This window comes from Rhizobium sp. H4 (genome assembly GCF_003013335.1).
GTDB classification, from domain to species: Bacteria; Pseudomonadota; Alphaproteobacteria; order Rhizobiales; family Rhizobiaceae; genus Rhizobium; species Rhizobium sophoriradicis.
In genome coordinates this window covers 176,427-188,105 of record NZ_PSOW01000003.1, presented here as the reverse complement: position 1 = coordinate 188,105, position 11,679 = coordinate 176,427, and the positions used below count along the sequence as shown (strand labels likewise).

The window sequence follows — 11,679 nt, the reverse complement described above, 5'->3', positions numbered from 1 at the left end:
CGAGACCATCTTCCCACAGGCTTCGCATCTGCTCCATGACCGATGAATTATCCATTCGCGTAGAACGCTCCTTCACCGCGATTTCCCCGGAGAGCTGGTCCAGGCTTTCCGGGGCATCGAAGAGCGCCACCACGATCGCTTACAATCCCTTCGTCTCGCACGCCTTTTTGTCGTCGCTGGAAGAATCGGGTTCGGCCACTGCCGAGACCGGCTGGCTCGGCCATCACCTGCTGCTCGAGACCGATCGCGGCGAACTGATCGGCGCCCTGCCCGCCTACCTCAAGAATCACAGCCAGGGCGAATATGTCTTCGACCATGGCTGGGCCGATGCTTTCGAGCGGGCCGGCGGGCGCTATTATCCCAAACTTCAATGCTCTATCCCATTCACTCCTGCGACGGGCCCGCGGCTTCTCGTCACCGAGGGGCTGCAACGGCTGCCGATCCAGAGTGCGATCGCCGAAAGCCTGAAGGAGGTCGTGCGCCGGCTCGGCATCTCCTCGGCCCATGTCACCTTCGTGCCTGATGAAGAGATCGGCGTCTTCGAGATGGACGGCTATCTGCACCGCACCGACCAGCAGTTCCATTTTATCAATGACGGCTATGCCAATCACGAGGAATTCCTCGAAACGCTCGCTTCGCGCAAACGCAAAGCGCTGCGCAAGGAGCGCCGTGTCGCGCTGGAGAACGGCATCAGCATCGACTGGCTGACCGGCCGCGACCTGACCGAACGCATCTGGGACCAGTTCTTCAAATTCTACATGGATACGGGTGGGCGCAAATGGGGCCGGCCCTATCTCACCCGCAAATTCTACTCGCTGATCGGCGAGCGCATGGCCGACGACATCCTGCTCGTCATGGCCAAGCGCGACGGGCGCTATATCGCCGGCGCGATCAACTTCATCGGCGGCGATACGCTCTACGGCCGTCACTGGGGCTGCATCGAGGACCATCCCTTCCTGCATTTCGAGGTCTGCTATCACCAGGCGATCGATTTTGCCCTTACGAAAGGGTTGAAGCGGGTCGAGGCGGGCGCCCAGGGCGAACACAAGCTCGCCCGCGGCTACCTGCCGGTGACGACGCATTCGGCCCATTATGTCGCCCATGCCGGCCTTCGTCGGGCGATCGACGATTATCTCGCCCGCGAGCGCGCCGATGTCGAACAGATGGGTGAGCTCTTGGCCGAGCACAGCCCCTTCCGCAAGGGCGAGCGCCAGCAGGAGGATTGACGTTGCCCTGCCGGCCGCGTTACCCCAACCAGAAACGAGGAGATTTCGCGATGACCAAGCCGGCCGCCTATGACGACAACAACATCTTCGCCAAGATCCTGCGCGGCGAAATTCCCTCGCACCGTATCTATGAGGATCAGCATGCGGTCGCCTTCATGGATGTGATGCCGCAGGCGCCGGGCCATGTGCTCGTCGTCCCGAAGGCGCCTTCCCGCAATATCCTCGATGCCGATCCCGCCACCCTCGCCCATGCCATCACTGTCGTCCAGAAGGTCGCCAAGGCGCTCGAAGAGGTCTTCGATGCCGATGGTGTGTTCATCGCCCAATTCAACGAACCGGCCGCCGGGCAGACGGTGTTTCATCTGCATTTCCACGTCATTCCCCGCCATGAAGGCGTGGCGCTCAAGCCACATTCCGGCAAGATGGAGGACGGCGCGGTGCTTGCCGCCAACGCCGAGAAAATCAGGGCAGCTCTGGCATAGGTAGCACGTGACGTGCTTCAGGGCAGCGCAACGCGCTTAAGCGATGAGGATCCCGGCTGTCTCCTCGACGGTGTTTCCGCGCATTGCGTTGGAGCCGCGCCTGGACGGCCGCGATATCCCCCAACAGGTAGCGAAGATCGTCGATGTCGTGGATGAGGTTTAGGAAGACCGGCCGACCGCTCGTTTGAACCGGTCGACCATTTTGCGCTAGTCGTTCTTCGGGGTCTTCAGCATTGTCGCGACGCGGCGGATACCGAGCTGGTAGCCTTCCGTCCCAAGGCCGGCGATTACGCCGTCTGCCCGATGGGAGACAAAGGAGTGATGGCGGAAGCTTTCGCGCTTATGCACGTTGGAGATATGGATCTCGATGACGGGACCTTCGAACGTATTCAGAGCGTCGAGGATGGCAAGCGACGTGTGCGTGAATGCAGCTGGGTTGACCACGATCCCGGCTCCATTCTCACGCGCTTCATGGATCCAGTCGATGATTTCGTATTCGCGGTTGCTCTGGTGGAAGCGGAGCTCGTGTCCGAGTTCCGATGCCAGCCTCCGACAGGACGCCTCGACGTCGGCCAGTGTCTCGTGGCCGTAGATGTGGGGCTGGCGCTTGCCCAGTAGGTTGAGGTTTGGGCCGTTCAAAACATAGATCAGGCTCATTGCAATTACCCTTGTGAAAGCACCGACAAGTTCAGGCGAGTGCTATTTCCTGGAATGCGAAATTCGGATCGGATTCGTAGAGATCCGCGCGAAGCCCAAGCCGCCCTTCCTGCAGTGCGGGTGCTGCGACATTCTGAGCGGCGTCGAGAACCGCTTTCAGCAGTTCTCGCTTGGTCTCCGTCGGCCGTCCGGGAGCCACACGCACAATTATTTGAATGAAGTGATTGTCGGCATGTTCGTCACCGACGCAGGAGAAAGTCGCTTCCCTGGCGAATGTACGAACTATAGTAGGCTTTACCAGTCCCCCGTCGCGGACTCGGCGATGCACTGCTCTGGTCAGCTCGTCGATAACGACGCGCTCGGCAGCGCCCCGGCTATAATCAATGATGATATGCGGCATCGCATGTCCTCCAGCTCAGCACAACTCTTCAAAATGACGCGACATTCGTTCCGCGTCCGGCTGCACGCTGGTGAACAATTCGAACGCCGCGGCGGCCTGGAATACCGTCATTCCACCACCGGGCAGCGTTCTGCAGCCCTTCTTCTCGGCCAAAGCCAGAAGTTCGGTCACGACGGGCATGTAGACAATATCGGCCACCCAGTGACGCGACTGAAGCGCTTCCGGGTCGATCGGAATGCCAGGATGGCTTCGCATACCCGTCGGCGTGGCGTGGATCAGCCCGTCGGCCGAAGCGAGCGTGGCCCTGACATCCCTGATCGCCTGCGCGCACCTTTTTGAGAAGCGCTGATTGAGCTGATCGGCAAGCGTGGCGGCGCGATTTGCGTCCTGATCGAAGATCGAAAGCAGCTCGATTCCGAGCTTGATGGCTGCGTGCGCGACTGCGACCCCCGCGCCGCCTGCGCCAAGCAGGACCGCATGCGTTTTGGCAACATCGGGCAATCCAAGCTCGAAATTCTTATAGAAGCCATACCAATCGGTGTTGTGCCCAATCCGCTTTCCATTGCGAAGCACGACCGTGTTGACTGCACCGAGCATCCGGGCATCTTCCGACAGATCTGTAAGGTGAGCGATGACGGTCTGCTTGCACGGGTGAGTGATGTTGCTTCCCGCAAAGCCCCGGCGTTCGATCTCGTCGAGAAGGTCTGGCAGCGCAGATGCAGGGAGACCACGCTCGGCCAGATCGAGCAGCTCGTACCGATATTCCAGTCCAAGCTGACATGCTTCGGTCTCATGGAGAGCGGGCGACTTCGACATCTGAATGTCCGCTCCGATCAGCCCGACATGAAATTTCCTGTTGTCCATTTTGATAGCTCTACCGGATCAGTGATGGGCAAGTATTTCGCCGAGAAACGCCTTGGTGCGCTCGTGCCGAGGAGACTTGAAGAAAATCTCCGGTTGAGCCTCTTCGATGATCTCACCGGAGGCCATGAAGATGACCCTGTCTGCGACCTGGCGGGCGAAGCCCATTTCATGGGTCACACAGATCATGGTCATGCCGTCGCGTGCGAGCCCGATCATCGTATCCAGCACTTCCTTGACCATCTCAGGGTCAAGCGCGCTCGTGGGCTCGTCGAACAGCATCACTTTCGGCTCCATGCAGAGCGCACGCGCGATCGCGACGCGCTGCTGCTGGCCTCCGGAAAGCTGGGCGGGATATTTTGCCGCCTGATCAAGAATTCTGACACGCTCCAGATATTTTCGTGCCAGTCGTTCGGCGTCGGCGCGGCTGGTGCCGCGAACGCGCATGGGCGCTAGCGTGCAGTTCTGAAGTACGGTCATGTGAGGGAACAAATTGAAACTCTGGAACACCATGCCCACTTCGCGTCGGATCGTGTCGACAGCCTTGGTGCTGCCATCCAGCAGCTGTCCCTCGACGACGATCTTCCCGTCCTGGACCGTTTCAAGCGCGTTGATGCAGCGGATCAAAGTAGATTTGCCAGAACCCGATGGGCCGCAAAGGACGATCTTCTCGCCTTTGCGAACCGACAGGCTGACGTTTTTCAGAGCATGGAAGGAGCCGTACCATTTCTCCAGCTTCTCGAGTGAAATCAACGTCGACTGATCGTTTGAAGAATTGAGCACGGCGCCCTCCATCTATGCTTTACTTGACAGTGAACGGGATGTTGGGGATGGATTCGGGGAATGTCGGAAGGTCGATGCCCATCCACTTCTTGGTGATGGCCGCCAGCTCCCCGCTTGCCTTGATCTTGTCGATGAAGCTGTTGGCGGCTTCGTTCCAGTCCTTCTCGCCAAGGCGAGTTCCGACGCCGTTATAGGTCTTCAGGAAGTCGATCTTACGCTCGTAAGTCCCGGCGCTGGCCGTATCGAGCCTCTGTCCGTAGAACTGGTTGCCGCCGACAGCCTTTACCTGTCCCGAGATGAGAGCCTGGATAGTGGCGGCGTCATCGTCGAAGCGGCGGATCGTTGCAGTCGATCCTACGGCGTCCGTCACAGCCTTATCCTGCGAGCTCGACTTCGGCACACCGATCTCCCAGCCAGCTACATCGGCCGGCGCCTTTGCGGCATCGGCCTTCGCGGCATAGAGCGAGATTGTGTTCGCCGCATACGGCTTGCTGTACTGGATCGATTTGGCGCGCTCCTCGGTCATGGCCATTGTGGCGAATAGGATATCCACCTTCCCCGTCGTCAGCGCCGGAATTCGGTTGGCGACGGCGAGCGGCTGGAACTCGACCTTCACGCCGAGTTCCTTGGCGAACAGCGTTGCGATATCTGCGTCGAAGCCGTCCTGCTTGCCGCTCGTATTCACAAAGCCCCATGGTGCGTTGTCGCCTTGGATGCCGACGACGAGAGTGCCTTTGGCTTTGATCTCTTCGACCGTGGCGGCCGATGCGGCGGCAGCGCCGATGGTGGCGAAAGCGGCCGTCGCAAAAGCGATCCCCAGAAATTTCCTACGGTTGATCTGCATTGCTTATTCCTCCTCTTTGGTTTTGCTTCGAACGAAGCGGTTAGCGGACTGCTTTCGCCATCCGTTTTTCGAGGCCGCTTCCAAGGTGCGACAGCGGCCAGCAAATGATGAAATAGATCACGCCGACGACCCCGAAGACGAGGAGCGGCCGGTAGGTCTGGTTCGAGATAATCTGTCCAGCTCGGGTCAGCTCGATGAAGCCGACGATCGCCGCGAGCGAGGTTCCTTTGATGAGCTGGACAAGGAAGCCGATGGTCGCAGGCATGGAGATTTTCAGGGCTTGCGGAAGGATGACGTCCCTCATCCGCGATACGTAGTGGAGGCCGAGCGCGTTTGCGGCTTCGCTCTGACCTTTCGGAACGGCTTCGATGGAGCCGCGCCAGATCTCGCCGAGGAAGGCACTCGCATGAAGAGTGAAGGCAATAGCCACCGCGAGCCAGGCATTGACATCAATGCCGAGCAGCGCCACGCCGTAGTACACGACGAAAAGCTGCATCAGGAGCGGCGTGCCCTGGAAGAGTGCGATGTAGCCCGAAGTCGCGATGCGCGCGGTCCGATTTCTCGATGTGCGCGCCAGGGCGATCAATATCCCGAACACGCCTCCACCTACAAAGCCGATGATCGCTAGCAGTACGGTCCATTTGAGGCCCTGCAAGATGAAGAGAAATTCGTTTTCGCCGATGGGACTCATAAGTGCCTCCTATCGCGTCGGGTAATTGAACTGGTGGCGGGAAATGAGGGCGAACATACCCATCATCAGGGTCGAAATGACGAGGTAGATGGCTGTTACGGTGAAGTAGACCTCGAAGCTGCGGAACGTATCGGATTCGATTCTCTGCGCCGCCGATGTCAGCTCGTAGGCTGCGATCGAGGTGCAGACGGAGGTCGTGAGGGTCAGCATCACGAACTGACTTGTGAGCGACGGGTAGATTGCCCGCAGAGCCGGCTTCAGCACGATCAACCGGAAGACGTCGCCCTTATGGAGGCCAAGCGCGAAGCCTGCCTCGATCTGACCTTTGCTGATGCTCTCGACGCCGCCCCGGATGATCTCGATCGCGTATGCACCGCCGTTGATGCCCAGCGCGATGATCGCGGTGACGGTCGGGTTTAGGCGTATCCCCATCAAGGGAAGCGCGAAGTAGATGAAGAAAATCTGCACGAGGAAAGGCGTGTTCCGGACGACTTCAACGAACCCGATGACGAGAGCTCGAACGAGCGGAATCTTGGACGTTCTGGCGGCAACGCCGAGAACGCCGATTAGGAGCGCGAGGAGCATTCCGGCCAGCGCCAGCCCCATCGTACCGAGCGAACCCCAAAGCAACTCCGGGGCGCGGTCAAAGACCGCACCAAAATCGAACGTATAACCCATGTATGATTTCCTCCTCCCCGTGCGGAAAATTTGCACCCGCGCCGGACTATCGATCCGGTCTGACCATTCTTTCCGCGCAGTTGAAAAGATGTTTAAGGTGGACCTCCGGCGCCACGGATCCGACCAGAGGCACCTCCACCGAGATGGAAGCGGCGGTGCCGACCACAGCAACCAAATCCCTCAGCGGCAGCTCCCCCTCGCCTGGAGGCAGTCGGCCGCTTCGTGCTTCCGCGATCATTTCCTCCGGCTTTGTCGGCGCCGGGCCGGCTACGTCGCATATTTGAACATGTTTCACTTTGTCGAGGTTGGCCCGCAACTCTGCCAGAGCCGCGCCGTTCCTGAAAAAATGGATGCCATCGACGAGAACGCCGGCATTCTCGATCCCCGCCCCTCTCACGAGATCAATGCTGTCTTCAAAGGCTTTGACCACCCGCCAGCCCATGTTTTCGACGTCGACCGCCAAGCCGTACCGTCCCGCGAGAACGCAGAAATCCGAAAAGTTCGATAACAGTCTGGCATGATCCTGATCGTCACCACAGACGCTGAGCCGACGCGCTCCAATGTTGGCAGCAGCGGCGAGGGTCGACTCCACTGACGACGCGTCGAAAGAGGGATCGATGACGAAGAACTCGATGTCGAAGACCTCTACTTCTTCACCGGCAAGCACAGCCTTCAACTCTCCGGCTGCTGCGCTACCGACAGGCAGCTCATAGTACGGCGCACCGGGAAAGGCTGGGTGGAGCCTGAGGCCGATCCTGGAGAAACCTGCGCGTCCGGCTATCTTTGCGAACTCCGCAGGGGGCAGCATTATAGACGAGAAGTGCGCGACGCCGATCGGGAGCGTCGCTCTTGGTCTTGAGGCGGCCATCATGCGACGCCTTTCGTCGCAAGATGGTTGCGAAGATTGGTTCCGGTGCGGTGGATGTGCTGTCGCAGCTTCTCGCAAGCATATTCAACGTCGCGCGCCACGGCGCCCTGCGCAATCTCGCTGTGTTCCTGACCTACATTGCGGTCCCCGGATGTGCGGACAAGGAAGGCGCGGCGGTATCGGTCGTTCAGATTCAGCAGAAGATTGCAAAAGTGAAGAAGCAGGGGCTTGCCACAGCCCGAGATCAAGGTGAGGTGGAATTCGCGGTGCAGCGCTTCCCAGTGCTCCAGGGTTTCGGGACGGGCGGCATCGCGCTCAGTGCGGTTCAAACGATGGAGCGCACGCATGATGTTGCCCTCCCACTCGACGTCGCCGACGCGAATAGATTCGCGTAGCGCGAAGACCTCGAGCTCCTCCCGAAGTGTCGTAACTTCTTCGAGATTGGCAAGCGAGATCGGGGCGACGCGATAGCCTCGATTGTCCTGAAACTCAACCAAGCCGTCGGAAATGAGTCGGGCCAGGCCTTCGCGCAACGGGCTCAGGCTGACGTTGAACGTCTTTCGCGCCCTGTCGAGATTGATCTTGCTGCCCGCCTCCAGTTCCCCAGAAATGATGGCCTCTCGAAGACGCGAAGCCAGCTGGCTGCCGATGGTGTTTTTTCCATCATCGGCAAAAGCAGCGGACGGCGCGTCTTCTTCTGTCAGTGCGCCACGGGCGCCGTCGTCGCTCGAGTCCATCTCTCCTCCCAGACTATCAAAACTTTCGATGATCGATATAATAAACGATTATTGATGTCAACTTTCCCCTAAGAAAAGCTCCTCGACTCCCACAAATCGATTCACGATTTTTAAAAATATTATTCATAATAAATAGGTTAATTCTGCTTTACCGGCCAGCCAGACAAACTTGGCGGTTGAGACGCACTTAATCAGCTTGACAAATAATCGATTATTTCAATACTGGAGCGCCATGAGGAGGTGGCAGCATGCCAATCAGAACCGAGAGCGAGTTGACGCCCGCCGTCCTCGCCGTGATGAACCGCACCGAGGATCCCAGACTGCGCGAAATACTCGTCGCAATGGTGAAGCATCTCCACGCGTTCGTACGGGAGGTCAGGCTTTCGGAAGCTGAATTCCGCGAGGCCACAGCGGTCCTCAACGAAATTGGCCAATTGCAGACTAATAGCCACAACGAGTTCGTGCTGATGGCAGGATCGCTCGGCGTCTCTTCGCTCGTCTGCCTGCTCAATAACGGTGACAAGGGGCAGACGGAGACGTCGCAATCGTTGCTCGGACCATTCTGGCGGCTTAACTCCCCGCGGGTCGAGAACGGCGGAACCATCATCCGGTCCGAGACTCCAGGCACGCCTTTGTTCGTCCACGCGAAGGTGATTGATCGGGACGGCAAGCCTATAGCAGGCGCCGAGGTCGACGTGTGGCATGCGTCGCCTGTCGGTCTTTACGAAAACCAGGATCCCGATCAGGCAGAAATGAATCTCCGTGGCAAGCTCACCACGAACGAAGAAGGCCGCTTCTGGTTCAGAACGGTCAAGATGGTTGGTTATCCTATCCCCGTCGACGGGGTCGTGGGCCGCCTTCTCAAGGCGCAAGGCCGTCACCCCTATCGCCCCGCCCACCTGCATGCACTCATCTTCAAGCACGGGTACAAGACACTCATCTCCCAGGTCTTCGACCCGAGCGATCCAAATATCGACTCCGACGTGCAGTTTGGCGTGACCGCGGCGCTGACGGGCGACTTTGTCCGGCATGAAGAGCCGCACCCGTCCTACTCAGACGTCGCAGGCCCGTGGTTCTCGCTCGATTACACCTATGTCATGGAGCGGGGCGAGGCCGCCCTGCCGCGCCCTCCGATCAAATAACGAAACCAGCAGAGCCAAATCATGATCACGGAAAAGGAACGCCAGGAGGCAGCCGACGCGCTGCTGAGGGCCGAAGTCGAACGCAAGCCAATCATCCAGCCAAGCAAGACATACCCGAACCTGGAACTCGAAGACGCCTACAATATACAAGCGCTCTGGGCGCAGGCGCGGGTTGCGAAAGGTGCACGGATCGTCGGCCACAAGATCGGACTGACGTCGCGGGCAATGCAGATGGCCTCGAAGATGACGGAGCCCGATTACGGCGTCATTCTCGACGACGCTCTCTTCAATGATGGAGCGCAGATCAAAGCGGATCTGTTCATCAAGCCTCGTCTCGAAGTCGAACTCGCATTCGTAATGGGCGAGGATCTTGAAGGTCCAAGCACCCGTATCTATGACGTGATGAGGGCGACCGAATTTGTCGTTCCAGCTCTCGAAATCATCGACTATCGAACCGAAGTGCCAAGAGCGATCACCGACACGATCGCCGACAACGCGGCTTTCGGAGCGATCGTCGTGGGTGGTCGTATCGTCCGGCCGATGGATATCGATATCCGCTGGGTCGGCGCGACGCTTTCGAAAAATGGCATCATCGAGGAGTCTGGCGTTTCCGCAGCCATCATGGGGCATCCAGCCGCCGGAATCGCATGGCTCGTGAACAAGCTCCATGCTGTCGGAGGTGGCTTGAAGAAGGGCCAGATCGTTCTTGCCGGTTCGTTCACCCGCCCCGTGGATATCGCCACGGGCGATGTCATCCAGGCTGATTACGGGCCGGTCGGCTCCATCGGCGTTTCGTTCGTGTGAGGTGGCGATGGAACTCCCCGTCAATCACTTTAAGCGGAATCTTATGGCTGGGCAAAGCCAGATCGGTCTATGGTGCGGCCTTCCGGGAAGCTACGCAGCGGAAATCGTGGCGCCGGCAGGCTTCGACTGGTTGCTGTTCGACACCGAGCACTCTCCCAGCGACGTCCTCACCGTCCTGCCCCAATTGCAGGCGGTCGCGCCCTACAGCGTTTCTCCCGTCGTACGCCCTGCCTTCAATGACCCTGTGCTGATCAAGCGGTTCCTGGACATTGGCGTGCAGACGCTGCTCGTTCCGTATGTGCAGAATGAAGAGGAGGCGATGGCCGCCGTAGCAGCCATTCGGTATCCGCCGCGCGGGATTCGCGGTGTCTCCGCCTTGACGCGTGCCACGCGCTTCGGGCGCGTTTTGAACTACGCACAGGTCGCGGAGCAGGAGATATGCTTGCTTCTTCAAATCGAGACCCGGGAAGCGCTCGATCATCTCGAGTCCATCGCCGCTGTCGAAGGAGTGGACGGCATCTTCATCGGCCCGGCTGATCTCGCGGCGAGCTTTGGCCATCCTGGTCAACCGGGCCACCCGGAAGTGGTTGTGGCGATCGAGGATGCGATAAGGCGCTTGAAGGCGCTTGGAAAGCCGACGGGCATACTCACCCCCGACGAGAAGTTCGCAGCCCGCTGCATTTCGCTGGGGACGCTGTTTACCGCAGTCGGTGTAGATGTCGCCCTACTCGCAAGAGGATCCGAAGCGCTCGCGGCCAGGTTCGCATCTTAGGGAGTTCGAAGATGTCGACGCGGAAGCAGATTTTGGCTGAGATAGCGCCGACCGGCGCTATCAGGGCCGCCATCAATATGTCAAATGCGGCGTTGGTCCGATGGGACGATGAGGCGGGCGCCCTGGTCGGTCCGAGCGCCCAGATAGCCCACGAGATTGCCGAACAATTGGATTGCGGCCTCTCTCTAATCCAGTACGGCTCGGCTGCCGACATACTTGCCAATGCCGACGGCGACGAATGGGACATCGCTTTCATTGCCTCGGATCCATCAAGAGCCGACCGCTTCTCCTTCTCACCTCCATACATCTCCGTCAAAGCGACCTATCTCGTGCCTGACAGTTCGTCCTTCCGGCGTGTCCAAGATATTGACGTCGAAGGAGTCCAGATCGCCTCTGCAAGGAGTGCAGCCTATACGAAGCAGCTCGAACGAATCCTTCAAAGAGCTTCAGTCTCCTACACCGATAGCCCTGCAACGGCCATCAATCTGCTTGTCGAATCGCAGTGCGCTGCGGCTGCTGGACTGACCGAGTATCTCATCCAAACTTCGGAAAGAATTTCAGGCTTCCGGCTCGTGGAAGGAACATTCTCCGAAATCCCCCAGACGATCGCCGTGCATAAGCGATCCGTTCATGCCTCAGCCTTTTTGGCAGATTTCGTACGCGATTTTACAGTGCGCCCTTAGCTAGCAACACAAGGCGGAAAATCAAAAAGGCCGCGGATGACGCGGCCTTTT

15 protein-coding genes and 1 pseudogene are annotated in these 11,679 nt (G+C 59.0%); 6 read left to right on the top strand and 10 right to left on the bottom strand.

Going from position 1 to position 11,679, the window contains the following annotated elements; genetic code table 11:
* The first annotated feature begins 35 nt into the window (after window positions 1–35).
* On the top strand, window positions 36–1,226 hold the full coding sequence (locus C4N04_RS05840; RefSeq protein ID WP_106795576.1) for a GNAT family N-acetyltransferase: 1,191 nt from the start codon (window positions 36–38) through the stop codon (window positions 1,224–1,226).
* 50 nt (window positions 1,227–1,276) lie between these two features.
* Complete coding sequence (locus C4N04_RS05835; protein ID WP_009985296.1) at window positions 1,277–1,708, top strand: HIT family protein; 432 nt, start codon at window positions 1,277–1,279, stop codon at window positions 1,706–1,708.
* A gap of 42 nt (window positions 1,709–1,750) precedes the next feature.
* On the opposite strand, the pseudogene C4N04_RS32075 reads toward C4N04_RS05835, so the two are convergent.
* The 10 genes and pseudogenes from C4N04_RS32075 to C4N04_RS05785 all read right to left on the bottom strand — a co-directional run.
* Window positions 1,751–1,895 (bottom strand): annotated as a pseudogene (locus C4N04_RS32075) (gfo/Idh/MocA family oxidoreductase); the annotation flags it as partial.
* Window positions 1,896–1,915: 20 nt separating this feature from the next.
* Complete coding sequence (gene aroQ / locus C4N04_RS05825; protein WP_077993862.1) at window positions 1,916–2,365, bottom strand: type II 3-dehydroquinate dehydratase; 450 nt, start codon at window positions 2,363–2,365, stop codon at window positions 1,916–1,918.
* A 31-nt stretch (window positions 2,366–2,396) separates the two neighbouring features.
* Window positions 2,397–2,765: a 5-carboxymethyl-2-hydroxymuconate Delta-isomerase gene (locus C4N04_RS05820; protein WP_077993864.1), complete on the bottom strand. Its 369-nt coding sequence runs from the start codon at window positions 2,763–2,765 to the stop codon at window positions 2,397–2,399.
* Between the two features lie 15 nt (window positions 2,766–2,780).
* Complete coding sequence (locus C4N04_RS05815) at window positions 2,781–3,629, bottom strand: shikimate dehydrogenase (RefSeq protein ID WP_010057705.1); 849 nt, start codon at window positions 3,627–3,629, stop codon at window positions 2,781–2,783.
* A gap of 18 nt (window positions 3,630–3,647) precedes the next feature.
* Window positions 3,648–4,409, bottom strand: coding sequence for an amino acid ABC transporter ATP-binding protein (locus C4N04_RS05810; RefSeq protein ID WP_039623222.1), 762 nt, complete (start codon window positions 4,407–4,409; stop codon window positions 3,648–3,650).
* Between the two features lie 19 nt (window positions 4,410–4,428).
* A complete protein-coding gene (locus C4N04_RS05805) occupies window positions 4,429–5,253 on the bottom strand; it encodes a transporter substrate-binding domain-containing protein (RefSeq protein ID WP_077993867.1) in 825 nt (274 codons plus the stop codon).
* Window positions 5,254–5,293: 40 nt separating this feature from the next.
* Window positions 5,294–5,944: an amino acid ABC transporter permease gene (locus C4N04_RS05800; RefSeq protein ID WP_039619523.1), complete on the bottom strand. Its 651-nt coding sequence runs from the start codon at window positions 5,942–5,944 to the stop codon at window positions 5,294–5,296.
* 9 nt (window positions 5,945–5,953) lie between these two features.
* The gene (locus tag C4N04_RS05795) at window positions 5,954–6,622 is read right to left on the bottom strand and encodes an amino acid ABC transporter permease (protein ID WP_039619521.1); all 669 of its coding nucleotides are present in this window, start codon (window positions 6,620–6,622) and stop codon (window positions 5,954–5,956) included.
* A gap of 46 nt (window positions 6,623–6,668) precedes the next feature.
* The gene (locus tag C4N04_RS05790) at window positions 6,669–7,490 is read right to left on the bottom strand and encodes a sugar phosphate isomerase/epimerase (protein ID WP_164519052.1); all 822 of its coding nucleotides are present in this window, start codon (window positions 7,488–7,490) and stop codon (window positions 6,669–6,671) included.
* On the bottom strand, window positions 7,490–8,227 hold the full coding sequence (locus C4N04_RS05785) for a GntR family transcriptional regulator (protein ID WP_038688642.1): 738 nt from the start codon (window positions 8,225–8,227) through the stop codon (window positions 7,490–7,492). The genes C4N04_RS05790 and C4N04_RS05785 overlap by 1 nt, the downstream gene beginning before the upstream one ends.
* Window positions 8,228–8,475: 248 nt before the next feature.
* On the opposite strand from C4N04_RS05785, the gene C4N04_RS05780 reads away from it, so the two are divergent.
* Genes C4N04_RS05780 through C4N04_RS05765 form a run of 4 tightly spaced genes read left to right on the top strand, consistent with a single transcriptional unit; the run spans window position 8,476 to window position 11,628 of the window.
* Window positions 8,476–9,369, top strand: a complete 894-nt coding sequence (locus tag C4N04_RS05780) for an intradiol ring-cleavage dioxygenase (protein ID WP_039619514.1) — start codon at window positions 8,476–8,478, stop codon at window positions 9,367–9,369.
* 21 nt (window positions 9,370–9,390) lie between these two features.
* A complete protein-coding gene (gene hpaH, locus C4N04_RS05775) occupies window positions 9,391–10,173 on the top strand; it encodes a 2-oxo-hept-4-ene-1,7-dioate hydratase (RefSeq protein WP_106795575.1) in 783 nt (260 codons plus the stop codon).
* 7 nt (window positions 10,174–10,180) lie between these two features.
* Window positions 10,181–10,945: a 4-hydroxy-2-oxoheptanedioate aldolase gene (gene hpaI / locus C4N04_RS05770; protein WP_077993875.1), complete on the top strand. Its 765-nt coding sequence runs from the start codon at window positions 10,181–10,183 to the stop codon at window positions 10,943–10,945.
* A gap of 11 nt (window positions 10,946–10,956) precedes the next feature.
* Window positions 10,957–11,628, top strand: coding sequence for a transporter substrate-binding domain-containing protein (locus tag C4N04_RS05765; protein ID WP_096770996.1), 672 nt, complete (start codon window positions 10,957–10,959; stop codon window positions 11,626–11,628).
* The last annotated feature ends 51 nt before the right edge of the window (window positions 11,629–11,679 follow it).